This window comes from Rhodococcus sp. 14-2470-1a (assembly GCF_002259425.1).
Classification (GTDB): domain Bacteria; phylum Actinomycetota; class Actinomycetes; order Mycobacteriales; family Mycobacteriaceae; genus Rhodococcoides; species Rhodococcoides fascians_E.
On the sequence record NZ_NPFZ01000028.1, the window covers coordinates 178,752 to 203,574 of the forward strand.

22 protein-coding genes are annotated in these 24,823 nt (G+C 65.5%); 12 read left to right on the top strand and 10 right to left on the bottom strand.

Going from position 1 to position 24,823, the window contains the following annotated elements:
- Positions 1-2 precede the first annotated feature (2 nt).
- The gene (locus CH292_RS16545; RefSeq protein ID WP_026347393.1) at positions 3-920 is read left to right on the top strand and encodes an oxygenase MpaB family protein; all 918 of its coding nucleotides are present in this window, start codon (positions 3-5) and stop codon (positions 918-920) included.
- Here CH292_RS16545 and CH292_RS16550 read toward each other — a convergent pair.
- Together CH292_RS16550 and CH292_RS16555 are read right to left on the bottom strand one after the other, a co-directional pair.
- The gene (locus CH292_RS16550; protein ID WP_020111013.1) at positions 917-2,233 is read right to left on the bottom strand and encodes a class I SAM-dependent methyltransferase; all 1,317 of its coding nucleotides are present in this window, start codon (positions 2,231-2,233) and stop codon (positions 917-919) included. The two genes, CH292_RS16545 and CH292_RS16550, sit on opposite strands and share 4 nt — an antisense overlap.
- Positions 2,230-3,654: an FAD-binding oxidoreductase gene (locus tag CH292_RS16555; protein ID WP_230621072.1), complete on the bottom strand. Its 1,425-nt coding sequence runs from the start codon at positions 3,652-3,654 to the stop codon at positions 2,230-2,232. The genes CH292_RS16550 and CH292_RS16555 overlap by 4 nt, the downstream gene beginning before the upstream one ends.
- A gap of 264 nt (positions 3,655-3,918) precedes the next feature.
- On the opposite strand from CH292_RS16555, the gene CH292_RS16560 reads away from it, so the two are divergent.
- Entirely contained in the window at positions 3,919-4,353 is a 435-nt protein-coding gene (locus CH292_RS16560; protein WP_019662910.1) for an SRPBCC family protein, read from the top strand.
- On the opposite strand, the gene CH292_RS16565 is transcribed toward CH292_RS16560, so the two are convergent.
- Positions 4,350-4,988 (bottom strand): TetR/AcrR family transcriptional regulator, encoded by a 639-nt coding sequence (locus tag CH292_RS16565; RefSeq protein ID WP_256978169.1) that lies wholly within the window; start codon positions 4,986-4,988, stop codon positions 4,350-4,352. The two genes, CH292_RS16560 and CH292_RS16565, sit on opposite strands and share 4 nt — an antisense overlap.
- 107 nt (positions 4,989-5,095) lie before the next feature.
- On the opposite strand from CH292_RS16565, the gene CH292_RS16570 reads away from it, so the two are divergent.
- From CH292_RS16570 to recR, 3 genes are read left to right on the top strand one after another with little or no spacing between them, the layout of a single operon-like run.
- Complete coding sequence (locus tag CH292_RS16570; RefSeq protein ID WP_019662912.1) at positions 5,096-5,785, top strand: siderophore-interacting protein; 690 nt, start codon at positions 5,096-5,098, stop codon at positions 5,783-5,785.
- A 26-nt stretch (positions 5,786-5,811) separates the two neighbouring features.
- Positions 5,812-6,150 (top strand): YbaB/EbfC family nucleoid-associated protein, encoded by a 339-nt coding sequence (locus CH292_RS16575; RefSeq protein WP_026347394.1) that lies wholly within the window; start codon positions 5,812-5,814, stop codon positions 6,148-6,150.
- Between the two features lies 1 nt (position 6,151).
- A complete protein-coding gene (gene recR / locus CH292_RS16580) occupies positions 6,152-6,769 on the top strand; it encodes a recombination mediator RecR (RefSeq protein ID WP_026347395.1) in 618 nt (205 codons plus the stop codon).
- Positions 6,770-6,811: 42 nt separating this feature from the next.
- Here the strand turns inward: recR and CH292_RS16585 are convergent, their stop codons facing one another.
- From CH292_RS16585 to CH292_RS16595, 3 genes are all read right to left on the bottom strand, one after another.
- Positions 6,812-7,522: a type 1 glutamine amidotransferase gene (locus CH292_RS16585; protein ID WP_094655266.1), complete on the bottom strand. Its 711-nt coding sequence runs from the start codon at positions 7,520-7,522 to the stop codon at positions 6,812-6,814.
- The gene (locus CH292_RS16590) at positions 7,515-8,780 is read right to left on the bottom strand and encodes a Mur ligase family protein (RefSeq protein ID WP_019662916.1); all 1,266 of its coding nucleotides are present in this window, start codon (positions 8,778-8,780) and stop codon (positions 7,515-7,517) included. The genes CH292_RS16585 and CH292_RS16590 overlap by 8 nt, the downstream gene beginning before the upstream one ends.
- A 91-nt stretch (positions 8,781-8,871) precedes the next feature.
- Positions 8,872-9,780 (bottom strand): EamA family transporter, encoded by a 909-nt coding sequence (locus CH292_RS16595; RefSeq protein WP_094655267.1) that lies wholly within the window; start codon positions 9,778-9,780, stop codon positions 8,872-8,874.
- Positions 9,781-9,852: 72 nt separating this feature from the next.
- Between CH292_RS16595 and CH292_RS16600 the strand changes: the two genes are divergently transcribed.
- Positions 9,853-10,752, top strand: a complete 900-nt coding sequence (locus CH292_RS16600) for a LysR family transcriptional regulator (RefSeq protein ID WP_019662918.1) — start codon at positions 9,853-9,855, stop codon at positions 10,750-10,752.
- A gap of 51 nt (positions 10,753-10,803) precedes the next feature.
- Here the strand turns inward: CH292_RS16600 and CH292_RS16605 are convergent, their stop codons facing one another.
- From CH292_RS16605 to CH292_RS16620, 4 genes are all read right to left on the bottom strand, one after another.
- The gene (locus tag CH292_RS16605) at positions 10,804-11,196 is read right to left on the bottom strand and encodes an SHOCT domain-containing protein (RefSeq protein ID WP_094655268.1); all 393 of its coding nucleotides are present in this window, start codon (positions 11,194-11,196) and stop codon (positions 10,804-10,806) included.
- Positions 11,197-11,398: 202 nt separating this feature from the next.
- Complete coding sequence (gene leuA / locus CH292_RS16610; RefSeq protein ID WP_094627874.1) at positions 11,399-13,210, bottom strand: 2-isopropylmalate synthase; 1,812 nt, start codon at positions 13,208-13,210, stop codon at positions 11,399-11,401.
- A gap of 179 nt (positions 13,211-13,389) precedes the next feature.
- Entirely contained in the window at positions 13,390-13,623 is a 234-nt protein-coding gene (locus CH292_RS16615) for a hypothetical protein (protein WP_019662921.1), read from the bottom strand.
- Between the two features lie 107 nt (positions 13,624-13,730).
- Positions 13,731-16,382, bottom strand: coding sequence for a LuxR C-terminal-related transcriptional regulator (locus tag CH292_RS16620; protein ID WP_256978170.1), 2,652 nt, complete (start codon positions 16,380-16,382; stop codon positions 13,731-13,733).
- Between the two features lie 447 nt (positions 16,383-16,829).
- Here CH292_RS16620 and CH292_RS16625 point away from each other — a divergent pair, with 447 nt between their 5' ends.
- The 6 genes from CH292_RS16625 (at position 16,830) to CH292_RS16650 (ending at position 24,823) form a co-directional block, all read left to right on the top strand.
- Positions 16,830-18,095 carry an aspartate kinase gene (locus CH292_RS16625; RefSeq protein ID WP_094655270.1) on the top strand — a complete coding sequence of 422 codons (1,266 nt, stop codon included), beginning with the start codon at positions 16,830-16,832 and terminating at the stop codon, positions 18,093-18,095.
- A complete protein-coding gene (locus CH292_RS16630; protein WP_019662924.1) occupies positions 18,092-19,114 on the top strand; it encodes an aspartate-semialdehyde dehydrogenase in 1,023 nt (340 codons plus the stop codon). The genes CH292_RS16625 and CH292_RS16630 overlap by 4 nt, the downstream gene beginning before the upstream one ends.
- Positions 19,115-19,227: 113 nt before the next feature.
- On the top strand, positions 19,228-20,997 hold the full coding sequence (locus CH292_RS16635; RefSeq protein WP_256978228.1) for a multicopper oxidase family protein: 1,770 nt from the start codon (positions 19,228-19,230) through the stop codon (positions 20,995-20,997).
- A 90-nt stretch (positions 20,998-21,087) separates the two neighbouring features.
- Positions 21,088-21,669, top strand: coding sequence for a TetR/AcrR family transcriptional regulator (locus CH292_RS16640; protein WP_019662926.1), 582 nt, complete (start codon positions 21,088-21,090; stop codon positions 21,667-21,669).
- The gene (locus CH292_RS16645) at positions 21,663-23,138 is read left to right on the top strand and encodes an NAD(P)/FAD-dependent oxidoreductase (RefSeq protein ID WP_037164357.1); all 1,476 of its coding nucleotides are present in this window, start codon (positions 21,663-21,665) and stop codon (positions 23,136-23,138) included. Before CH292_RS16640 ends, CH292_RS16645 begins: the two co-directional genes overlap by 7 nt.
- Positions 23,135-24,823 (top strand): GMC oxidoreductase, encoded by a 1,689-nt coding sequence (locus CH292_RS16650; protein WP_020110990.1) that lies wholly within the window; start codon positions 23,135-23,137, stop codon positions 24,821-24,823. The genes CH292_RS16645 and CH292_RS16650 overlap by 4 nt, the downstream gene beginning before the upstream one ends.

Consider the following 24,823-nt stretch of genomic DNA (forward strand, 5'->3'; position numbering starts at 1 on the left):
ACATGCGTAGTCAGAATGAGCCGCTCGGACCTGACTCACTTACCTGGAAGTACTTCGGAGACTGGCGGGGGCTGCTGCAAGGCGTCTGGGCCGGGTCGATGCAGAACATGCACCCGGGTCTCGGGGCGGGCGTCGAGCAACACTCCACCTTCTTCGACGAACGGTGGGAGCGGCTCTACCGATCGCTCTATCCCATCGGCGGCGTGGTGTTCGACGGCGACCGGGCGGAACAGACTGCGCTGCAGGTGCGCGGATACCACACCGACATCAAGGGCATCGACTCGCAGGGCAGGCGATACCACGCGCTCGACCCGGAGACGTTCTACTGGGCGCACGCGACGTTCTTCATGGGCACCGTCCTGACGGCCCAGCATTTCATGGGCGGGGTCACCGAGGACCAGAAGCGTCAGCTCTTCACCGAGCACATCCAGTGGTACCGGTTGTACGGCATGAGCATGAAACCGGTGCCGAAAACGTGGGAGGACTTTCAGCTCTACTGGAAACGGATGTGCACCGAGGTCCTCGAGGACAACAGGGCAACCCGCGGAGTGCTCGATCTGTCGAAGATCGAACAGCCGCCCCGTGCGACCTGGATTCCCGACGCAGTGTGGGCGGTCATGCGGGTGCCGATAGCACGTGGAGCCGTGTGGATGACGGTAGGAATGTACGACGAGCCGGTGCGTCGGCTGTTGGGCTACACGTGGAACGACCGTGACGAGAAGTTGTTCGAGTTGGTGGGGCGGGGAGTGAATGCGGCGTTCTCGCTGGTTCCGCGCAGGCGCCGCATGCATCCGCGGGCAAGGGCCGGATGGGACCGGGCAACCGGGCGGATCGCGCCGGACAGTCCGCTGGTGCAGACTCCGGCGCGCAACCTACCGCCGGCCAGCGCCGCGGGCGATCCGAGGCACTACCACGGTTAGCCCTCCCACCAGGGGCGCAGGGGTACGTCGGCAGCGCCCTTCGGTCCGAGCTTGACGCCGAGGACCTGGTGCAGCTGAACGACATTGCGCTCGAAGCCGAGACGTGAGCCGGCCATGTACAGGCCCCACACTCGTGCGGTTCCCTCGCCGGCTTCGGCGACACAGGCATCCCAGTTGTCCACCAGGTTCTTGCACCATGCCTTCAGGGTCAGCGCGTAGTGCTCACGCAGGTTCTCCTCGTGCCGGACCTCGAGGCCCACGTCCTGCATTTCGGCGATGATGCGGCCGGAGCCGGTCAGTTCACCGTCGGGGAAGACGTACCGGTCGATGAAGGATCCGGCGCGGGCGTGACTCCGGTTGTCCGGGCGGGTGATGCAGTGGTTCAACACCCGGCCGCCGACGCGCAGTTTCGACTTGATGGCCTCGAAGTACGACGGGTAGTTCTGCACGCCGATGTGTTCGGTCAGGCCGATCGAGGACACCGCGTCGAAGTTCGACTCCGGAATGTCGCGGTAGTCGGAGAAGCGAACCTCCGCGAGGTCGGACAGTCCTTCGTCGGCGATGGCCTTCTGTGCCCACGCCGCCTGTTCCTTCGACAGCGTCGCGCCGATGGTCTTGACGCCCCGGCGTGCGGCGTATCGCACCATTCCGCCCCAGCCGCACCCGATGTCGAGCAGCCGGTCGCCTTCCTTCAAGCCGAGCTTCTCGAACACGAGTCGGTACTTGTTCTCCTGCGCGGCCTCGAGCGAATCGTCCTCCGAGGTGTACGCGGCGCAGGTGTACGTCATCGACGGCCCGAGGACGTACTCGTAGAACGTGTTCGACACGTCGTAGTGGTGGGAGATCGAGTCGGCGTCGCGCGTCTTCGAGTGGCGAAGGCCTTCGGCGATTCGACGCCACCTCGGCACCACTTCCTGCGGAGGAGGTGCGATGGGTCGCAACAGATCCCAGCCGAGCGAGCGAGTGATCGACGCCAGGGTCAGCGCGCCGGGGCGCCGGAAATGCAGTTCGTCGCCCATGACGCGGAGGATGTCGTACGGGTCTCCGGGATGGACGCCGACGGCTTCGAGGTCACCGGAGACGTAGGCGCGTGCCATTCCGAGGTCGCCGGGAGCTGTTGCCAGGTAGGTGGTTCCGCGGGGACTCTTGAGGTTGAGGCCGAGGGTCGCGTCCTCGGGGCCTGCGGCGCTTCCGTCGTACGCGGTGAAGCGCAGTGGGATGTTTCCGTCGGACAGAAGCTCGAGGATCTGAGAGATGGTGAGCTTGTTCGCTCGGTGCGCGTCCTGCGCCGTGGGTTCCTTGAACGTTGTCATTTTCCTTGCACCGCCTTCGAATACAGATCCAGCAATCGGGAATCGGGGTCGTATCGTTTCTTCAGTTCTGCGAGCCTCTCGCCGCCGTAGAGCTCGGAGAACTCGGCTTCGGAGTAGAACGCATCGGAGTAGAGCGACTTGTGGCCGTCGAAATCGGTGACCTTCTTCTCGATGGCGCGGTTGGCCGCACCGTCGGGCTCACCGGGGACGATGGGGACCGAGGACCAGAAGCCGACGTTGACGTAGGTTCGTTTCGGTTCGAGGGGGTAGAGGGGCCACGGGCGCGCAGCGTCGGCGCCGGGAGGGGCCGGCTCGCGAAGTCGCAACGGGCACAACCACAGTGGCTCGATGGGGATTTCCTTCAGGAACCACCGCAGGAACGAGGCCGTGTTCTCGATCGGGACCTCGATGTCCTGAACCACCCGTTCGCGCGGCGGGTTTCCCTTGCGGGCTTCGAGTCGATCGGCGATGTCGTACTTACGGTCGAGCGCGATCAATTTCCAGTAGAAGCTGGACCGGCGGTACTTCTTGGGCCAGAAACGCCTGATCCTGGGGTTCTGAGTTCCGAACGCGCGGGAGCACCAGAACCAGTCGGTGTCCCAACGCCACAGGTAATCGGCGATGGTCAGGCGGTCTGTGGTCTTCTGCTGTATCGAACGGTAGTAGATCTCGGACCCGGCGTGGTACTCGCTGACCGGACCGGGAGCGGAAGTCTGGACGCCGAGGGTCAGGTAACTTTCCTCCGGCGTGAACACGACGCCGTCGAGGTACTGCACTCCGATGCCCTCGTAGGAGCGGTCCCGCACGATGTCGTCCATCGTGGCCTGCATGACGTCGAGGTCGTGGAAACGGAGGTGGCGCAACTCCACGTACGGCAGCACGGGCTCGAGCTGGATCTTCAGGCGGGTCGAGTATCCGAGCGTTCCGTAGGAGTTGGGGAAACCCCAGAACAGGTCGGAATTCTCGCCGTCGGGAGTGGCGGTGACGACGGTCCCGCTGCCGGTGAGGATGTCGATCTCCAGGACCGATTCGTGAGGCAGCCCGTTACGGAACGACGTGCTCTCGATGCCGAGGCCGGTGACCGCGCCACCGAGGGTGATGGTCTTGAGCTGCGGTACGACGAACGGTGCCAGACCGTACGGAAGCGTCGCGGCGACGAGGTCCTCGTACGTGCACATTCCGGCGACGTCGGCCGTCCGGTCCTGTGGGTTGACCGTGATGACGCTCGTCAGGCCCGATACGTCGAGGCCGGGGGCCGTCGATGCCGCGCGGGCGCGGAAGAGGTTCGAGGTCTTCTTCGCCAGGCGCACGGTTGCGGAAGCGGGGATGGCGCGGTAACTCTCGAGCAGCAGTTCCACGCCGGCACGATGTGCGGCGAATCCGCTTTCTCGCGGGGCGGGCCTACGTCGGGGAAGAGCAATCGCAGATGGCACATGAAGACGCTATATCCAGGCGTGCCGCGGAGCCACCGAGTATGCGGCCTCGACTGGGAAATTTCACGTAAATGTTGTCGTCGAACGAGGCATTACGGACAAATGTATGCAGCATGCATGTCGTTTGTGCAGCTAAATAAATCCCGGTGAACCCTGTCACACACCCTGACATCCTGTTCCCGTCCGGGTCATCGGGAAGGGCAGGATGGAGCGCCAGGACTCACAATTCGCGTCGACCCGAGGAGACACCACGTGGCACAGGTAAGCGCCAGCAGTTCCATCACCATCGCTCAGGCACCCGAGCAGGTGTTGGCGGCACTCGTCGACTACGAGACGGTACGCCCGCGGATCCTCCCCGAGCAGTACCTCGACTACACCGTCGTCGAGGGCGGTCAGGGCAACGGCACCGTCGCGCAGTGGACACTGCAGGCCACCTCGAAGCGGTCGCGCAACGTGAAGGCGACCGTCGCGGTCGACGGCTCCACCATCGTCGAACGCGACGCCAACTCCTCGATGGTCACCACCTGGACCGTTGCCCCGTCGGGAGCTGGCAGCGAGGTCACCACCACGACCGAGTGGAAAGGCGCCGGTGGCATCGGTGGCTTCTTCGAGAAGACCTTCGCGCCGCTCGGTCTGAAGAAGATCCAGGCACAGACTTTGGCCAATCTCGAGCGCGAGGTCCGCTAGTAGGTCGAGAACCGCGGGTGGTCGATGACGACCGATGCGCCCATGATGAGGGCGCGCATCGACCACTCGTAGTTCGAGTCGTCGTCACGCTTCTTTCCGTCGATGGTGCGCGGAATCAGCTTCAGGTCCGACCTCGCGAGGACTGCCGCGTCGTCCTCCCGCTCACGTCCCTCGACGTGCACCATTTCCGACAACGCCGCCGCGTGCTCCGCGACCACCGTCACGATGAAGTTCGCTTGCTTGGGCGTCAGCTCGTACAACGTCGAATATTCCATCTGCACCTCGTCGATCCGCGCCAGCGCGCCCGGCGACGACGTCCCGATGTCGAGGAGATACCGAGCGATACCTGGATTACGGTGGACCAGGGAGCGCAAACGCAGGCTGAGGTCCATCAGCGATTCCTCGAGCGTGGCGTCCGCGTCAGGGATGGGGAACTCCCATCGAGCGAGGATCTCTTCCGCCACCGCGGTTCTGAGTGCATCCAGGCTGTCGATGTTGTTGTACACGGCGACGATGCTGACACCCAATTCTTCCGCCAATGCCTTGACCGTCAGGTTCGGCAACGTCAGCGAGATGCCCGTCTCGATCAATTTTTCGAGGGTCACGCGGCGACGGCTGGGTCGAGACTCTTGCATATCTGCAGCTTAAGGCGTGTTCACGTGTCGACAGGGGCCGACGTGTGGCAAACTTCGAGCAAAGTTTAGCCTTACTCAAGTCACGGTCGGGGTGAAGGGAGCGGGCTGTGGAGTATCCGCACGGCGTCATCGACGCCGCGGTGCCGACGATGCACACGTTGGCGATCGGCAGGCCACGACCAGGCACGATGCGAATGACGTCGCTTCTGTCGGCCGGGAGCTACCAGCGTGATTGGGACGAGGACGCGATAGCCGAACAGTTGCGATTCCCCGGCGTCGACGAGCGGGATTTTCGTGTCCGACGGTTCGACGCGGCGCACGGCATCGTCGACATCGAGTACACGCCGTCGCACGAGAGCACGATGATGTCGCGGTGGCTGGATTCGGTCGAGGTCGGCACGCGCACGCGAATCGCGCCGATAGGCGCTGGATTCGGACCTCGTTTCGGCGACGGTCGACGTGTGCACATGTTCGTCGACGAACCGTCCATCCCCGCCGCCCGCGCCGTTCTTCGCTCGTGGCCCGCAGGAACGCTCGGCACGCTGTGGGTGGACACCCCTCGGCCGGAGGATGTCGCCGACCTGCCCGACGTGGACGGTGTCAGCGTGATGAGTTTCCACACCGAACTCGGATTCGACCCGCTGGTCACCGCCGCGAGGCGGATGAGGCTGGACAGCTCGGTCACGGTGTGGGGAACCGGCGAGTCCGGTCGGATGGACGAGATCCGAGCCGCGTGTCTGGCCGCTGGGCTGGCGGACGATCACGTCCGCGTGTTCGGCTACTACTCTCGTAGGTGACGTACCCGAACCGAGAGGACATCACTGTGCAACCCGGTGAGCAGCCAGACATCGCCTCGATCATGCAGCAGGCCCAGCAGATGCAGCAGCAGTTGATGGCGGCCCAGGCGGAGATCGCCGACGCAGAAGTGACCGGTCAGGCGGGCGGCGGGCTCGTCACCGCGACGGTGAAGGGAACCGGCGAACTCGTCGGCTTGGTGATCGACCCCAAGATCGTCGACCCGGAGGACGTCGAAACGCTGCAGGACCTCGTCATCGGAGCCATCGCCGACGCGTCGAAGTCGGCGTCCGCGGTCGCAGCGGAGAAGCTCGGTCCTCTGGCGGGTGGCCTCGGCGGTGGGTCGCTCGGCCTGCCTGGATTCTGAGGTGTACGAAGGTCCTGTACAGGATCTGATCGACGAGCTCGGCAAAATGCCCGGCGTCGGGCCGAAGAGCGCTCAGCGCATAGCATTTCACCTCCTCGGCGTCGAACCGCCCGAGGTGGACCGGCTGATCAAAGCGTTGGCGCGTGTACGTGACGGGGTTCAGTTCTGCACCGTGTGCGGCACCGTCTCGGACAAGGAACTGTGTCGTATCTGTGCCGACCCGCGGCGGGATCGGTCGATTATCTGCGTCGTCGAAGAGCCGAAAGACGTTCAGGCCGTGGAGCGTACGCGCGAATTCAAGGGCCGATACCATGTCCTCGGCGGTGCGCTCGATCCACTCAACGGCATCGGTCCGGACCAGCTCAGGATCCGAGAACTTCTGGTGCGCATCGGAAATCAGGACGACGGTGTGGACGTCTCCGAGGTGATCATCGCCACCGACCCCAACACCGAAGGGGAGGCGACGGCGACCTACCTGGCGCGCATGATGCGCGATTTCCCCGGTCTGGCCATCAGCCGGCTGGCCTCGGGTCTCCCCATGGGTGGGGATCTGGAATTCGCCGACGAATTGACTCTGGGCAGGGCGCTGACCGGTAGGAGGTCGCTCCGCGACACGTGAATGGAGCGGAGCCTGCGCGTCACTCCGCAGGCTCCGTTCTGCTCACGTGCGGCGGAGCCGCTCCCGACGCAACTGTGTGACCTCCGCCAGATCGAGGGGGGCCAGGATGGTCCCGGTCGCCCGCTCGAGCAGGTAATCGGCCAGTTGGGGGTTTCGGGCGAGGACCGGACCGTGCATGTAGGTCCCGATCACCGACCCCTGTACGACGCCTTCGCGGCCGTCGCCGACGCCGTTGCCGACGCCGTGGGTGACCGTCGCCAGTGGACTTGCATCGGGTCCCAGAGTTGTTCCACCGCGGTGGTTTTCGAATCCGGAGAGCTTCTCGGTGAGACCGGTGACGACGGGTTCGGTGATGACTTCACCGATGGATCGTGTTTCCTGGGGTGCCGTCGTGACGTCGAACAGGGATATGCCGTCGACCTTTTGGCCGGACGAGGTCTCGTACCAGTGACCGAGTACCTGGATGGCGGCGCAGATCGCGAGCACCGGGACCCCGCGCGCCGCGGCGTTCTGCAGGCCGGGGTACTGCGTCAAATGCCGCGTCGCGAGGCGCTGAGCGGAATCCTCGGCGCCGCCCAGGGTGTAGACGTCCAGCGACTCGGGAACGGGATCGCCCAGGGTGACCTGGACGATCTCGGCGTCGATGTCCCGCATCCTGAGCCGTTGCCGCAGGATCAAAGCGTTTCCGTTGTCGCCGTACGTCCCCATGACATCGGGGAGTACCAGGCCTATGCGGACGGTGGATTCAGACATTGCCGTGCTCCCGTGCGAGTGCGCGCCCGAGGTCGCGGAACGCGGTGTAGTTGGCCAGTACCTCGACTCGCCCTGGTGGGCAGGATGCGATGGCCTTCAGCGGATCTGCGACGGTGGTGTGCTTCGACCCGGCGTACAGCAGGCGCACGCCGAGATCGGTTGCGCGCTCGCCCGATGCGACGACGGCGACGTTCTCGAAGTGTTCGAACCGCACGTCCCACAGCCAGGACAGGTCCTCGCCGTCCGGAACCTGCCCGTTGACGGCGATGACGAGTCCGTCGACGGTCGGGTCGATCATCGACAGTGCCTCCTGCCAGCCTGCTGGGTTCTTCGCGAGAAGCATTCGGACGGAATGAGATCCGTACTGGACCGTGGAGTAGCGACCGGCCACTTCGTCGACTCCCGACGCGGCGGCCACTGCGTCCTGGGGATCCGCGCCCAGCGTCACTGCTGCAGCTACGGCCTGAGCTGCGTTGCCGCGGTTGGCTTTTCCGGGGAGGGACAACGACATCGGTACGACGAGGCCGTCGGGGCCGTACAGGTTGTTCTCGTCGAGCCACCAATCCGGTGTGGGTCGGGCGAAGTCGCTTCCGGTCGAGTACCAGTGTTCGCCGTCTCGGATGATCGGTTCTCCGGTGCGGGGGCACGACACCGAGTCGCCCGCCCAGCCGCCTCCGGCAGCGACCCACACGACGTTCGGGGCGTCGAACGCAGCCGAGGTGACCAACACGTCGTCGCAGTTGGCGATCACGACGGTTTCCGGGTGTCGTGCGAGACCCGCACGGAGTTTACGTTCGATCATGTTGATCTCGCCGACGCGATCGAGTTGGTCGCGGCTGAGATTGAGAAGTACCACCGCGGCGGGGGATACGGCGTCGCAGACGTGCGGGACGTGCAGTTCGTCCACCTCGAGGGCTGCAAGCGGGGCATCGAAATGTGCGTGCAGTGCAGCGACGATTCCTGCGTCCATGTTGGCGCCGTCGGCCTGAGTCGCCACGTCGCCGAGCGTCCCCAGCGCGGCGGCGGTCATTCGCGTCGTCGTCGATTTTCCGTTCGTTCCCGTGACGACGACGGTGCGACGCCCGGACCCGAGTCCGGTCAGAATGTCCGGGTCGATCTTGAGGGCGACGAGCCCGCCGATCATCGACCCTTTGCCGCGTCCTGCCTTGCGTGACGCCCACGTTGCAGCCTCGGCTGCCCGGAGTGCCAGCCGGCCGCGCGCTCCGATAGCCGCTCTGCGCTCGTCTGCTCGAACCATGCGCCGAGTCTGGCACAAACCTGCCGGTGGATTCTCGTCGGCGTCGACGGTGGCGCGGCCCCCTCGGCGCGGTTGTGAGGCCCACCACGTCTCACACGCGTAAAGGTTCCACGGTGGTCGCGGCGGTCCGTGTCCTTCGCCTGGTCGACATTCCGCCGAGGCACCCGGCGATGACGACGGCTGCTCCCACCATCGATAGGACGCTGGGGGTCTCGTCGAGGAAGATCCAGGCGCCCGCGATGCCGACGACGGGGACCATCAGTGAGAACGGTGCGACGACGCCTGCGGGGTGGCGGCTGATCAGGACCGTCCACAATCCAGATCCGGCGATCGTCCCCAGCAGCACGATGTAGGCGAGTCCGGCGAGCGCAGGCCAACCGTCCCAGCTGAACGCGGTGGCGAGAGCGTGCCATCCGGTGGTCGGTCCTTCGACCACGGTGGAGAGGGCGAGCATCGGGATCGGTGGAACGACGCACATCCACAGCATCGAGCGCATCGGTTCTTCCCCGCGGGCGAGGCGGTTGCCGAGGTTGCCGAACGCCCATCCGAGCCCGGCGAGAAGAGTGAGTACGACGGGTATCAGGGATGCCGCTTGGGCGCGGTCGTACCCGATGAGGCACATTCCGGCGACGGCGACGGTGATGCCCAGAATCTGACGCCTGCTGACCTTCTCGCGCAACAGCAGAGCACCGAGGATGATCGTGAACGGCGCGGAGGACTGCAGCACCAGGGAGGCGAGGCCTGTCGGCATTCCGGCGTTCATCGCGGCGAACAGGAACGCGAACTGAAGGAAGCCGAACCCGAATCCGTAGAGCAGGAGCCACTTCACGGGGACGTCCGGGCGGCGGACGAACAGGATCACCGGTACGGCGATGACCAGGAACCGGAGTCCAGCGAAGAAGAACGGTGGGAAGTGGTCGAGGCCGACGCGGATGGCGAGAAAGTTCAAGCCCCAGAGCACGGCCACGGTCACTCCGAGGAGGCGGTCACGAGTGGGCACGGGTCCATCGTCGCGGAGTTCGATGCATCAGCACAATCGAATTATTCAGCACTGACAGTTAAGATTCTCTACATGAACGTGGAGCGGTTGCGGATACTCCGGGAGTTCGCCGATCGAGGGACGGCCGGGGCAGTGGCCGACGCCCTGTCGATGACCCCGTCCGCGGTGTCGCAGCAACTGAAGATCCTTGCTCGCGAGGCCGGTGTGCCGCTCCTCGAGCCCGACGGTCGACGCCTCCGACTCACGGATGCGGGTGCCGCACTGGTTCTGCGGGCCGACGAGGTGCTCGGCGCACTGGACCGGGCGAGCGCGGAGATGGCGTCGTACGGTGCATCGCCGCGGGGACGCGTGCGCGTGGCGTTGTTTCCCTCGGGCGCTGGGCTGCTGTTGCCGGGTGTGCTGAATCGTTTGCACGACAGCGGAACACAGGTCGACGCACGCGACGAGGACGTTCCTGCATCGTCGGTGCCTGCGCTGCTGGCCGACTACGACGTCGTGCTGACCCATCGCGACGACAGTGCACCCGCCACGGCCGCGCCCCGCCTCGAAGTGCGAACGCTGATGCGAGAGCCCATCGATCTACTTCTACCCCTGACGCACCGATTGGCCTCCGAGGAGTCCGTCGACGTGCGCCGGCTCGTGGACGAGGAGTGGATCAGCGTCCGCGACGGGTTCCCGGTGGACGACGTGTTGCTGTCGGTCGCCGCCGCCACGGGCGTTCGGCCACGAGTGATCCAGCGCATCAACGACTTCCGGGTCACCGAGGAACTCGTTGCCCGAGGCCACGGAGTCGCACTGATGCCGCGCTACGCCGTCGGGCACCCGGGTGTGATCACCCGACCGCTGGCAGGTGTGCGTGCGGGCAGGATCTACGAACTCGCGACGAGGCCGAATGCGACGACGCTGCCGGCCATCGCCGCGACAGTGGATGCATTCGAGAAGGAAGCCGCCGCTGTGAGCAGAAATGTATAGCAGGGGGCGGCAGGAGCGGAGCCTGCGGAGCGACCCGAAAGCAGGTAAAACTCACGTGAGGGCTTTGGCTTTGAGCTGCGCGAATTCCTCCTCGGTGATGGTGCCGGCATCCAGGAGTTCCTTCGCGTGCGCGATTTCCTCGGCAGAGGTGCGCCCCGCGACCTGCTTGATGTACTGCTCCTGCTCGTCCTTGGCGTGCTGGAGGGCCCGCACCTGACGCTTGGTCATGTCGCCGCCCTTGACGATGATGTAGACGAGAGCGGTCAGGAACGGCGCGATGATGAGGAACAGCACCCACGCAGCCTTGGCCCATCCGGAGCTCTTGTGGTCGCGGAACAGGTCGCCGATGATCGAGAACAGCACCATCAGGTAGGCGACGAAGGCAAAGCTGACGACGATCAACCACAGAAAATCCCAGAAGGAATCCACGATTCGGTGCTCCATTCGGCAGAAGGTCCCCAAATGGTCTCAGGCAGCACCGAACAAGATCATCATCCTCAGCGGGTGAATTGGTCCCGTTCCGCTCCAGCTCACCTGCATCGGCAGGTACAGATGGAGTCATCGGAGCCGGGGGCGGTGGGAAACCACGAGAGCCCCTGCCCCGCCCGAACGGCGGAACAGGGGCCCTCGTGGGTGATCTGGAGTCCTACTTCAGCGCCCGGTTGACGGCCGAGACGACGGCGCGCAGGGATGCTGTGGTGATGGAGGTCGCGATGCCCGCGCCCCAGACGGTGACGGCGGTGCCGTTGGGTCCGGTGACGGAGGCTTCGACGTAGGCGGCGGCCTGGGCGTCGTCGCCGGCGGACATGGCGTGCTCGGAGTAATCGAGGACGCTGACGTCGTAGCCGACGGTCGACAGTGCGTCGACGAAGGCTGCGAGCGGGCCGTTGCCGGAGCCGGTGATGTCCTGTTCGACGCCGTCGAGCTTGACCGTCGCGACGATGTTGTCGGTGCCGCCGTCTGTTTCGGCGGCGATGACGCGCTGCTTGATGCGTTCGAGCGGGCGGATCGGCGACAGGTATTCCTGCGCGAAGACGTCCCATATCTCCTTGGGCGAGACTTCGCCGCCTTCACCGTCGGTGATGCGCTGCACGGCCTGAGAGAACTCGATCTGCAGTCGACGTGGCAGTGCCAGACCGTGATCGGACTTCATGATGTAGGCGACGCCGCCCTTGCCGGACTGCGAGTTGACTCGGATGACGGCCTCGTAGGTGCGGCCGACGTCCTTCGGGTCGACGGGCAGGTACGGAACCTGCCAGGTGATCTCGCCGATGTCCGAACCCTGCTCGTCCGCAGTGGCTTTCATCGCGTCGAGGCCCTTGTTGATGGCGTCCTGGTGGCTTCCGGAGAACGCGGTGTACACCAGGTCGCCGCCGTACGGGTGGCGCTCGTGCACGGGCAGCTGGTTGCAGTACTCGACGGTGCGGCGTACCTCGTCGATGTTGGAGAAGTCGATCTGTGGGTCGACGCCGCGGGTGAACATGTTGAGCCCCAACGTGACCAGGCAGACGTTGCCGGTGCGCTCACCGTTGCCGAACAGGCATCCCTCGATGCGGTCGGCGCCGGCCTGGTAGCCCAGTTCGGCGGCAGCGACGCCGGTTCCGCGGTCGTTGTGCGGATGCAGCGACAGGATGATGCTGTCGCGCCGGTTCAGGTTGCGGCTCATCCACTCGATCGAGTCGGCGTAGACGTTGGGCGTCGCCATCTCCACCGTTGCGGGCAGGTTCAGGATGATCGGCTTCTCGGGCGTCGGATCGATGATGTCGACGACGGCGTCGCACACCTCTTTGGCGTACGCCAGCTCGGTGCCGGTGTAGGACTCGGGCGAGTACTCGTACCGCCAGTCGGTGTCGGGGTAGTTCGCGGCGACCTCGAGGCATTTACGTGCGCCGTCGGTGGCGATCTTCTTGATGACGTCACGGTCGGCGCGGAAAACGACGCGCCGCTGAAGAATGGACGTCGAGTTGTAGAAGTGGACGATCACGTTCTTCGCGCCCTCGCAGGCGAGGTACGTGCGTTCGATCAGTTCCGGCCTGCACTGAGTCAGGACCTGGATGGTCACGTCGTCGGGGATCGCGCCGTCTTCGATGATCTCGCGGACGAAGTCGAAGTCGGTCTGGCTCGCGGAGGGGAACCCGACCTCGATCTGCTTGTAGCCCATACGAACCAGCAGATCGAACATCCGACGCTTGCGTGCGGGGCTCATCGGGTCGATGAGGGCCTGATTGCCGTCACGCAGGTCGACGGCGCACCACTGCGGTGTTCGGTCGATGACCTTGTCCGGCCACGTGCGGTCGGGGAGCGTGATGGGCTCGACCTCGTCGGCGAACGGGCGGTACCGGTACGTCGGCATCGACGAGTTCTTCTGGGTGTTCCACACGGGCTGATCGCTGGGCGCGGGCCGTGACGGAGGGGTGATGGTGCGCGATCCGGATGTGAATGCGTCGGCAGGTGACATTGGTGTGATCTCCGAGGTTACTGGCTGTACTTGGATATCGACCGGCGCGATGAAACCCCGCGACGGGAAGCCAGTCTGGATCAGACCCCGTCGCGGCGATCGAGGAGAAGCGCGCGCTGCATGGATGCGAGTGTACTACTGCACCTCCACCTCTCACGGCCGGGTTCGCCGATCTCGTGTCAGTCGGGTAAACGACGCAATTCGACGACGGTCAGACCGAGGGCGTCGAACCGAGCCAACATGCCGCGCAGGGCGGTGTCGTCGTCGATCGGCCCGAACATTCGAGTGAACGTAGCGGGGACACGTGCGATCGACAGATCGGGGAACGCGGCCTTCGCACGTTCGGACAGGTCGCCTTCGACGACGAACTCGTACCGAACTCCGTGCGATATGCCGCCAGCGGGTTGAGCCATGTGCCCTCGCTCCACGAAGAGAATCGATGCTTCTCCACCAGCGTCCGCGCCCGGGTCGTCCACTGCATCACCCGTAGCAGATGAATGAATCGCAAGGGGAGCGTCCGTCAGAGCAGCCCGAGTTCGTGGGCGGCGGCGATGGCGTCGCGGCGAGAGCGGACTTCGAGCTTGCGGTAGATGCCGCGCAGGTGTGTCTTGATGGTGTTGACGGAGACGAAGTGGTCCGCGGCGATCTGCTCGGCCGTCCGCCATGACGGGAGTTCGCGCAGCAGTTCCAGCTCGCGACGGGTCAGTGCGGCATTCGGTGACCGGTCGACTCCGGCTCCCGAGTGTGGAACCGAGGCGCGGGCGAGGTCCGCGAAGGGCTCGAGCAGCCCGAACCTGCCGTGGTTGTGGGTCAGGACGTCGCGCACGGTGGTGCCCGCTTCCGCGAACGGAAGCAGAATCGACTCCGGTTGTGCGGCGGTCAGGGCAGCGACGGTGGAGTCGAAGGCGCGGGTGGGGTTCTTGCGTTCGACGGCGACAGCGGCGGCTGCGAGCAAGGCGCGGATCGAATTCACCGGGTTCAGGCAGCGCTTGGTGCCGTCGATGACGCGGGTCAGTTCGGCGTCGGCGGCGTCGAGACGCCCGGCTCGGCGGTGCAGTTCGGCCGCCAGGAGGTGGACTTCACCGACCGGACCGAGCCTCCGCGCGGTCAGGTCGACGAACTCCGCGGCGCGATGAAGTTCTCCCTGCGCGAGGTATCGACGTTGAATCATCGGGGCCAGCAAGGCCTCGAATCCGGGTAGCGCCGGCCGTTCCAGGTCGGCTCGATCACGCTCGCTCGGCGCGGAACGGCCCGGCTCGTCGGATGCGCCGAGGGCCCACCGTGCCCGGCGTCCGTAGCTCGCGATGGCCAGGTCCGGTGAGGTGCAGATCGCGCGCCAGACGTCGTCGGGTGCAGCGTCTGCCGGCGTCAGCCGCACGATGCCGACGAGCAACTCGACCGACTGCGCGACGGCATGCACGGGCGATCCGGTGAGTCCGTGCGTCCGCGAGTAGTGGAGTGCGTCGTGCGCGGCGGTGTGTGCGTCGGTCAATTGTGACGCGAGGAAGTGACTTCCGGCGATCGTCGCCAGGCATGTGAGTGCGGTGAGGTGCAGATGTCCAGCCTGTGCGTGCGCGACGGCGTCGGACAGATGGACGTCCGCGGCGGCGCGTCGTCCGAGATGCAGTTCCGCGAGGCCCGCGACCATCGACGCGTAGGCGTCGAGATCCGGAGACCCTGATTGTCCGATTCCGACGCGCAGGGCCCGGTCCAGCGGCGTCGCCACGGTCCCTGTGTAGAGCGATGCGTGCAGATCGAGGGCCCTGCGCAGTACCTCGGCGCGAGGGTCGCCGAGGCCGTCGCCCGATCGTCGAAGCGCGGACAGGATGCTCACCGCGGGTGCGATCCGGCCGGTTGCCAGGAGAGCGGCCGCGCTGACCAGTCCTGTCCGAACATCGCGTCGAACATCTGCCGGGCTCTGCTCGACGGCGTCGAGTACCTGGGGGCCGTCTCCGCGCAACACCATGCCCAGGCCGGACTCGGACAGTATGTCGACGATTCGTGTGCAGTCGGCGGCGTGCACGCTGTGCTGGAGTGCGAACAATGGGTGGCGAGTGTCGGTGAACCACGAGGACGTGACGCGTTCGAGGTTCCTGATCTGCTCCGCCCCCAGACGTGCGATCTCCGCGCGGAGATAACCGCGCATGAGCGGGTGGTACCGGTAGCCGGTCTCGGGCCCGGGAATGCGATCGACGAGGAAGTTCTGGGCGAGAAGGCCGTCGATGATGTCCTGGCACCGACGGTCACCGGTGAGCTTCTCCGCGAGGTCGGCCGTGAACCAGTCGGGAACGGACGTCTCGATCAGGAACGTCCGGACGTGAGGCGGAAGGTTGGAAAGGACTTCCCCGACGAGGTAATCCGCGACGGTGTGCTGCGTCCCGGTGAATGCGTCGATGACCTCGGACGGCGGTCGCGCGCCCGTCAACGTCATTCCCGCAAGCCGCAGACCGGCCGCCCATCCCTCGGTCCGAACCATCAACTTGGACAGATCGTCCTCTGCGAGAACGGTTCCGGTGCGCGCCAACATCGCGGCAGCTTCGTCCGCGGTGAACGCGATGGCGGCCGGGGAGATGTCGTGCACTCGACCGTCCAGACGTAACTTCTGCAGCGCCAGAGGTGGTTCGAACCGTCCGGCGAGAACCGTGCGGACAGTGCGCGGCGGCCACCGCAGGAAATTGCCGAGCAACGACAGTGCGTCGTCGTCGTGGAGTAGATGCGCGTCGTCCAGGATCAACGTCACCGGACCGTCCACCGTGTCGAGTGCCTCCACGAGCAGCGCACCGAAGCTGCCCGGCGGGCCTGCAGGTGACGGCACCCGTGCCATCGCCTCGCTCAGCTCGTGCGAGCCCGCATGCTCGAACGCCGAGACGACCGACGATCGCAGATGCGCGACATCGTTGTCGGACTCCTCGACGGTCAGCCAGGCCACCGACCCGGCACGCGCACGTTCGTCGGCGCCGATCCAGTCGACCAACAGGGTCGTCTTACCCGACCCCGCCGGTGCGGTCACCAAGGTCACCACCGAGGGATCGGCGTCGTCGAGCATCGTGAGCAGGCGCGGCCGGCTGATCGTGGTTCGAGGACGAAGCGGAATTCTGCTGCGCAGCTCGGGCGGCGTCACCGAGGGCTGCCGAGACGGCGTCGAGAGTGAAGACAGGGGCAACGTGGTCATACACGACCCTCTCCCGACGAAAAAGGCGCATGTGATGCGATGGACCGGCCAATAGTATTCCGGTTCTTGCGATTTCGGGAAGTAACGCTCGATTCGGACACCGTTCGGTTCGCTTTGGAGGGGCTCAGGCGGAAGGCCGTCCGAGGAGAGTCGGCCGATCGGCACCCACCCGCCGAAACCGCCCGTTTATCCGGATGGACTCCACGTTTCACCCTCCTCGTATCGGGGTGACCCGGGCACCGGCGTCGGACGAATATCCTGGATTCGGGGCCGGGCTGGGACGTGAGCGGCCGGGGGAGACGCTCCCGGTGCCCGTCGGCCGACGGAAGACGCAGGTCAGGGGCGCTGTTGCCGTACCACCAGCGCAAGGAGAGGCCGGACCTCGGTAAGGTAGCTCCGGCAAGTTGCACCAATCGAGACGCACCCAAGCAGCGGAGGTACACACGCGTGGCTCTCATCGTCCAGAAGTACGGTGGATCGTCGGTGGCTACCGCCGAACGTATCCGACGCGTTGCTGAACGAATCGTCGAGACCAAGAAGGCGGGCAACGACGTGGTCGTCGTCGTGTCCGCGATGGGTGATACCACCGACGAGCTCCTCGACCTGGCCGAGCAGGTCTGCCCAGCGCCACCCGCGCGTGAAATGGACATGCTGCTGACGTCGGGTGAGCGCATCTCCAACGCCCTCGTCGCGATGGCCATTCATTCCCTCGGTGCCGAGGCACGCTCCTTCACTGGCTCGCAGGCAGGCGTCGTCACGACGAGCGTGCACGGCAACGCCAAGATCATCGACGTCACCCCCGGCCGCGTGCGCGACGCCCTCGACGAGGGTTCGATCGTTCTCGTCGCCGGTTTCCAGGGCGTCAGCCAGGACAGCAAGGACGTCACGACGCTCGGACGCGGTGGCTCGGACACCACGGCCGTCGCCCTCGCGGCGGCATTGAACGCCGACGTCTGCGAGATCTACACCGACGTCGACGGCATCTTCACCGCCGACCCCCGCATCGTTCCGAATGCACGCCACCTCGACACGGTCTCGTTCGAGGAAATGCTCGAGATGGCGGCCTGCGGAGCCAAGGTGCTCATGCTGCGCTGCGTCGAGTACGCACGTCGCTACAACGTTCCCGTACACGTTCGGTCGTCGTACACCACGAAACCCGGAACCATCGTCTCCGGATCTATGGAGGACATTCCAGTGGAAGAAGCCATTCTCACCGGCGTCGCACACGATCGCAGCGAAGCCAAGGTCACCGTGGTCGGCATCCCCGACTCCCCGGGGTACGCGGCGAAGATCTTCCGCGCCGTCGCGGATGCGGAGATCAACATCGACATGGTGCTGCAGGGAGTGTCCAAGGTCGACACCGGCAAGACCGACATCACGTTCACCTGCCCCAAGTCCGACGGCCCGACGGCCGTGGAGAAGCTCACCAAGCTGCAGTCCGAGATCGGGTTCGCGCAGGTCCTCTACGACGACCACATCGGCAAGGTCTCCCTCGTCGGCGCAGGCATGAAGAGCCACCCGGGCGTCACGGCCACGTTCTGCGAGTCCCTCGCGGACGCAGGTGTCAACATCGACCTGATCAGCACGTCGGAGATTCGTATTTCCGTGTTGGTCAACGACAATCAGCTCGACGAGGCCGTGCGTGTACTGCACGAGGCATTCGATCTCGGCGGCGAAGAAGAAGCCGTCGTACACGGAGGTACAGGACGATGACCGTAGTTGCAGTCGTAGGAGCCACCGGCCAGGTCGGCGCCGTCATGCGAACCCTGCTGGAAGAGCGCAACTTTCCTGCAGACACGGTTCGGTTCTTCGCGTCGGCGCGGTCGGCGGGCAAGAAGCTGCCGTTCCGCGGCGAGGAGATCATCGTCGAGGACGCATCCACCGCCGACCTCGCCGGGATCGACATCGCGCTGTTCTCCGCCGGTGCGACCCTCTCTCGCGAGCAGGCCCCGCGCTTCGCCGCGGCCGGTGCCGTCGTCATCGACAACTCCTCGGCGTTCCGCAAGGACCCCGAGGTTCCCCTCGTGGTCAGCGAGGTCAACCCCGACGCGGCGAAGAACCCGCCCAAGGGCATCATCGCCAACCCCAACTGCACCACGATGGCCGCGATGCCGGTCCTGAAGGTGCTGCACGACGAGGCGGGCTTGCAGCGCCTCATCGTCTCCAGCTACCAGGCGGTCTCCGGCAGTGGCCTGGCCGGAGTAGAAGAACTCGCCACCCAGGCGCGTGCCGTCATCGACGACGCGGAAAAGCTGGTGCACGACGGTTCGGCGGTCGACTTCCCGGCGCCGAACAAGTACGTCGCGCCCATCGCCTTCAACGTGTTGCCGCTCGCGGGATCGCTGGTCGACGACGGTTCCGGCGAGACGGACGAGGATCAGAAGCTCCGTAACGAGTCGCGCAAGATCCTCGGGCTGCCGGACCTGCTGGTCAGCGGCACGTGCGTCCGTGTTCCCGTCTTCACCGGCCACTCGCTGTCGATCAACGCCGAGTTCGCGTCGCCGTTGTCGGTGGAGCGCGCACGGGAACTGTTGGCGTCGGCACCGGGCGTCGAGCTCGTCGACGTTCCGACCCCGCTGCAGGCTGCGGGCAAGGATGCATCGCTGGTCGGTCGGATCCGTCAGGACCCGGGCGTTCCCGAGGGCCGCGGACTCGCGCTCTTCGTGTCCGGCGACAACCTGCGCAAGGGCGCTGCTCTGAACACGATCCAGATCGCAGAACTGCTCGTTTAGGCGCCTTCGGCGCGCGTGAGTGGAAATGTAGGCTCCGGGGCAGGAGCGGAGCCGACGGAGCGACCAGAATGCACCGAATTTCCACTCACAACAGGGGGTGTCGTGTGAACGAGATGTCACGGCGATCCGCGTTTCGCCTGGCCGCCTTCGGTGTCGTCGCCGCGGCGCTGCCGGCGTCGTCGGCCGTGCGCCGCGCGACTGCGGACGACATCTTCGGCGGCCACAGTCCACTGCTGTTCCATTCGCCGCCCCTGCAGCCGTTCCGCGACGAGCTACCCCGTCTGCCCGTCGTCTCCGGCACTGCCGTCGAGCTGAGGGCGCGAAGCGGATCGCATTCCTTCCACGCGGATCTCGCGCCCGGTCCGACGTTCGGTTACGGCGATCTCGACTACCTCGGGCCGACGATCGAGAGCGTCCAAGGCCAGCCCTGGACGTTGCGCTACAGCAACGACACGGACGGTAACCCGTTGGCCGCCGATGTCGACACCTCCCTGCACGGCATGAGCGAACACGACCGGCACATGACGCCGACCTCGCTGCATCTGCACGGGGCGATCACGCAGCCCGATTCCGACGGGCACTCCGAGATGCTGGTCCGTCCCGGCGAGTCGCTGACCCACAGTTTTTCCGGCCTGAACGACGCGGCCGGGTTGTGGTACCACGATCACGCGATGTCCATGACGCGCATCAACGTCTACGCGGGGCTCGTCGGCGTCAATATCGTTCGTGATCAGCATGATTCGGGGGCAGCGGACAATTCGCTCGGACTCCCGTCCGGCGAGTTCGAGATCCCGCTGGTACTGCAGGAGAAGATCATGAATCCCGACGGATCGATGAGCATTCGGTCCAACATTACTGTGCCGCAGGGCAAGTGGGAGGGCGGCGGAACCGGCGACGTCGGCGTCGTCAACGGAAAGATATGGCCGACGATGGAAGTCGCGCGCGGCCTCTACCGGTTCCGTATCGTCAACGCAGGTTCGTACTCGGTGTGGAATCTGTTCATGTCGGGCCAACAGAGCGCGCAGCGGCTGCAATTCTGGGTCATCGGGAACGACGGCGGACTGCTCGACGCACCCGTTCGAACCGACAGTGTTCGCCTCGCGCCCGCGGAGAGAATCGACGTCCTGGTCGACTTCGGGGCCGCAGAACCCGGCGAGTTGATCGAACTGCGCAACGACGAGCCGCCACCGGCGCAAGCCGCGTCGCTGGGAGCGATACCGATGCCGTTGTTCTGCCAGTTCAGGGTGGCGTCGGGCCGCGGGTTCACCGGCGACGTCATGACCATGTACCGAGGTGGGAAGGGGCAACCTCCGCTTCTGCCCGCGCTGCCTCAGGTGCAGGTGCAACGCACCGTGACCGTGAATCAGCCGTCGGCAGGCCTGGCGTTGGCACCGCCGATGATGACGCTCAACAATCTGCGGTACAGCGACCCGGACATCGAGATGCCCGCGCAGGGAGCCGTCGAGCAGTGGAACATCGTCAACACCACGCTCGAACCGCATCCGATTCACCTGCATCTGGTGCATTTCCGGACCCTCGGTCGTGCTCCGATCGACCTCGCTGCGTACCAGCGTGACAATCCACGCCCCGACATCGGGGTCAAATGGGCCCCCGACGTCGAACGGTACGTCACCGGGCCGCTTGCTGCGCCTGCGCCGTGGGAAGCGGGTGCCAAGGACACAGTGAACACGTACCCGGGGACGGTCACGCGGATCCTCGTCCGGTTCCCCCGCGCCGACGAACTCGGATTCGACCCGGACGCAACGTTTACCGCCGGGTCCGGTGGCCACCACGGCTCGGCCGAGCTGCAAGGGTACATGTGGCACTGCCACATGCTCGACCACGAAGACCACGAAATGATGCTCCGCTACCGCCTGGTGTGAGGCCCGCCGTGTGATCGTCGACGGCCGATCCGGCTGTCGAACTAAAAAGCAGTCTGGACTGTTTGTTGATTTTCGGATACGGTCAGCAGTGTGACCCAGAGCACCGAACTGACCGAACGCCGCACACAAGCGGAACGCACGGCGGGCACGCAGGCCAAACTGCTCGACGCGGCGATCGAGTGCCTCGTCGAACTCGGCTTCGCGCGGACCAGCACGCAGGAGATCGCTCGACGTGCCGGCGTGTCCCGAGGAGCGCAACTGCATCATTTTCCGACGAAGGAAGCGTTGGTCACCGCGGCCGTCGGCCATCTGGTGGACAAGCGACTCGCAGAAATCCTGGCCGCGAAGCCCGATCCCGAGCGCGGTGTCGAGGTGTTGAGCGAAGCATTCTCCGGCCCACTCTTCTACGCGGCGCTCGAACTGTGGGTCGCCGCCAGGACCGACGCCGCCCTGCACGAGGCGATGCTTCCGCTCGAACGCAAGGTGTCCGAGGCGCTGATGGGAGGTGCGTCCATCGTCATGGGTAGCCGGATGTCCACCGAGAGCATCGAACTCAGCATAGAACTGGCTCGCGGACTGGCCGTGTCGGCCTTGTTCCGTAGCCCCGACGCCGACGCCGCACTCCGGTCGCGGTTGTTGCCCGCATGGGAGCAGAAGGTGATGGAATGGTGATCCCCAGTTCGGTCGATGTACTGGTCGTCGGCGCAGGATTTGCTGGAATAGCCGCGGCCACCAAGGTTCTCGACGCAGACCCGTCGGCGGACGTGCTCGTCATCGAACGTGCTGCCGACGTCGGCGGAACGTGGCGCGACAACACGTACCCCGGGTGTGCGTGTGACGTGCCGACGTCGCTCTACTCGTTCTCGTTCGCGCAGAGCCCCGAGTGGACGCACACGTTCGCCCGTCAGCCGGAGATCTACGCATACCTCAGGGGAGTCGTGGAACGGACGGGTCTGCGCGAGCGCATCGTCACCGAATGCGAATTGCTCGGCGCCACCTGGGATTCCGCATCCTCTCGGTGGAACGTGCAGACGTCGTCCGGCCCGGTGTCGACGCGTGTGCTCGTCGCGGCGACGGGTGCTCTGTCGACTCCGAAACTTCCCGAGGTGCCCGGTATCGAGACGTTCACCGGCGAGATGTTCCACTCCGCGACGTGGAACCACGATCACGACCTGACGGGTAAACGCGTCGCCGTCATCGGCACGGGCGCATCCGCCGTGCAGTTCGTGCCCGAGATCGCCGACCGTACCGAGCGGCTCACGGTGTTCCAACGAACTCCCGCCTGGGTCATTCCTCGGTTGGACCGCACTCTCGGCCGCGTCGAGAAGGCGATGTATCGGCGTTTCCCCCTGTCGCAGAAAGTGGTTCGGGCGGCCATCTACAGCTACCGGGAGGCGTACGTCCTCGGTCTGGCGCGCTTTCCCAAGGTGCTACCGCTGGTGTCGATCGTAGCGAGGACGCACCTGCGTCGGCAGGTGAAGAACCCGGCGAAGCGGGCGGCTCTCACACCGAACTTCGTCATCGGATGCAAGCGGATCCTGCTGTCCAACGACTGGTTGAAGACCCTCGACCGAAGCGATGTCGACCTGGTGGCAAGCCGGCTCGCTTCGATCGGGGAGAACTCGGTCAGCGCGGCCGACGGCACGTCCTACCCGGTGGACACGATCATCTTCGCCACCGGATTCACCCCGACGGAGCCACCCGTCTCCCACCTGCTCGTCGGCGACAACGGGGAGACGCTCGCTCAGAAGTGGGGTGGCAGCCCCAACGCATTCCGAGGCACCACCGTCAGCGGATTCCCGAACCTGTTCCTGATGTACGGGCCCAACACCAACCTCGGCCACAGTTCCATCGTCTACATGTTGGAATCCCAGGCCGAGTACGTGGTGTCCGCGTTGGCGCAGATGCGTGAGCGGGGCATCGGCTCCGTCGACGTCACGGAAACCGCCCAGAAGGAATACAACACGTGGATCCACGACTCGCTGGCCGGAACGGTGTGGAACTCCGGCGGTTGCTCGAGTTGGTACCTGGACTCCGAGGGAAAGAATCCGGTGATGTGGCCGACCTACACGTTCACGTTCCGTAACTCGACCCGGACGTTCGACTTGGACAAATACGAAACGAAAGGATCTGCGAGATGACCCATTTCGACGTTCTTGTCATCGGATCAGGGTTCGGCGGTAGCGTCAGCGCGCTCCGCGCCGTCGAGAAGGGGTACAGCGTCGGCGTGCTCGAATCCGGCCGGCGCTTCGCCGACGATCAGCTGCCGAAGACCAGTTGGCGACTCAGAAAGTACCTGTGGGCGCCCGCCCTCGGATGCTACGGAGTACAGCGCATTCATCTGCTCCCCGACGTTCTCGTCATGGCGGGGGCAGGCGTCGGCGGTGGATCGCTGAACTACGCCAACACTCTGTACCAGCCCCCGAAACGGTTCTTCGAGGATCCGCAGTGGGCAGGTATCACCGACTGGCACCGTGAACTCGGCCCGTACTACGACCAGGCCAAACGCATGCTGGGCGTCGAGACCAACCCCACGATCACCCCGTCGGACAAGGTCATGAAGGAAGTGGCCGAGGATATGGGGGTCGGGGAGACGTTCACCAGCACACCCGTCGGTGTGTTCTTCGGTCAGCCGGGAAGGACCGATCCGGACCCGTTCTTCGGCGGCGTCGGGCCGGCACGGACCGGCTGCACCGAATGTGGATCCTGCATGACGGGATGCCGCGTCGGGGCGAAGAACACACTCGTCAAGAACTACCTCCATCTCGCGGAACACGCCGGCGCACAGATCTTCCCGCTGACGACGGTCACCTCCGTCCGGCCGCGCGCAAGGGGAGGCTACGAGGTGGTGACGCGTCGCACGGGCGCAAAACTGCGCCGGGCCGACACCGTCATGACTGCCGACCAGGTGGTCTTCGCGGCGGGTACCTACGGCACCCAGAAGCTGCTGCTGGCGATGAAGGAGACCGGGCAGCTGCCCAAGCTGTCCGACCGGATCGGCGGCCTCGTCCGAACGAACTCCGAGGCTGTCCTCGCCGCAACCGCGCGGGGTCGCGAGATCGACTACACCCAGGGCGTCGCCATCACGTCGTCGTTCCATCCGGACGATCACACGCACATCGAACCCGTTCGATACGGCAAAGGCAGCAACGCAATCGGTCTCCTGCAGACAGTGCTGAGCGACGGAGGGGGTCGCACGCCTCGGGTGCTGAAGACTCTCGGCGTCGCGCTGCGTCACCCCGGTGCTGCGCTGCGCAGCCTGTCCGTCCGTCGCTGGTCCGAACGCACCGTCATCGCACTCGTCATGCAGACCGACGACAATTCACTGGAACTGGGTTCGAAGAAAGGGCTGTTCGGCAGGCGTCTGACCAGTCGTCCCGGCCAGGGCGACCCACCTCCGCAGTGGATCCCGCAGGGGCACGAGGCAATACGCATGCTCGCGGACAAGATCGGGGGTGACCCGGGTGGCTCCATCGCAGAAATCGTCAACATCCCGATGACGGCGCACTTCCTCGGAGGGTGCGCGATCGGGGAGAACCCCGAGCGCGGCGTCGTCGACGCCTACCACCGGGTCTACGGATACGACGGCCTTCACGTCGTCGACGGCTCAGCAGTGAGCGCCAATCTGGGCGTCAATCCGTCCCTGACGATCACCGCCCAAGCCGAGCGCGCCCTCGCGTTGTGGCCGAACAAGGGCGAGACCGATCAGCGCCCGTCTCAGGGTCAGCCCTACCGCGAGATCAAGCCGACACAGCCACGCTCGCCGGTAGTGCCCGCCTCGGCCCCCGGTGCCCTGCGGCTGCCCCTGACCGTGAAAGGAGCGTGA

Bases quoted from the DNA above. Each gene is read 5' to 3' on its own strand.
- CH292_RS16635 (WP_256978228.1), top strand. From the start codon at position 19,228: ATGTCACGGCGATCCGCGTTTCGCCTGGCCGCCTTCGGTGTCGTCGCC.
- CH292_RS16565 (WP_256978169.1), bottom strand. From the start codon at position 4,988: ATGCAAGAGTCTCGACCCAGCCGTCGCCGCGTGACCCTCGAAAAATTG.
- CH292_RS16650 (WP_020110990.1), top strand. From the start codon at position 23,135: ATGACCCATTTCGACGTTCTTGTCATCGGATCAGGGTTCGGCGGTAGC.
- CH292_RS16620 (WP_256978170.1), bottom strand. From the start codon at position 16,382: ATGACCACGTTGCCCCTGTCTTCACTCTCGACGCCGTCTCGGCAGCCC.
- leuA (WP_094627874.1), bottom strand. From the start codon at position 13,210: ATGTCACCTGCCGACGCATTCACATCCGGATCGCGCACCATCACCCCT.
- CH292_RS16630 (WP_019662924.1), top strand. From the start codon at position 18,092: ATGACCGTAGTTGCAGTCGTAGGAGCCACCGGCCAGGTCGGCGCCGTC.
- CH292_RS16545 (WP_026347393.1), top strand. From the start codon at position 3: ATGCGTAGTCAGAATGAGCCGCTCGGACCTGACTCACTTACCTGGAAG.
- CH292_RS16605 (WP_094655268.1), bottom strand. From the start codon at position 11,196: ATGGAGCACCGAATCGTGGATTCCTTCTGGGATTTTCTGTGGTTGATC.
- CH292_RS16590 (WP_019662916.1), bottom strand. From the start codon at position 8,780: ATGGTTCGAGCAGACGAGCGCAGAGCGGCTATCGGAGCGCGCGGCCGG.
- CH292_RS16615 (WP_019662921.1), bottom strand. From the start codon at position 13,623: ATGGCTCAACCCGCTGGCGGCATATCGCACGGAGTTCGGTACGAGTTC.
- CH292_RS16585 (WP_094655266.1), bottom strand. From the start codon at position 7,522: ATGTCTGAATCCACCGTCCGCATAGGCCTGGTACTCCCCGATGTCATG.
- CH292_RS16550 (WP_020111013.1), bottom strand. From the start codon at position 2,233: ATGACAACGTTCAAGGAACCCACGGCGCAGGACGCGCACCGAGCGAAC.
- CH292_RS16645 (WP_037164357.1), top strand. From the start codon at position 21,663: ATGGTGATCCCCAGTTCGGTCGATGTACTGGTCGTCGGCGCAGGATTT.
- CH292_RS16600 (WP_019662918.1), top strand. From the start codon at position 9,853: ATGAACGTGGAGCGGTTGCGGATACTCCGGGAGTTCGCCGATCGAGGG.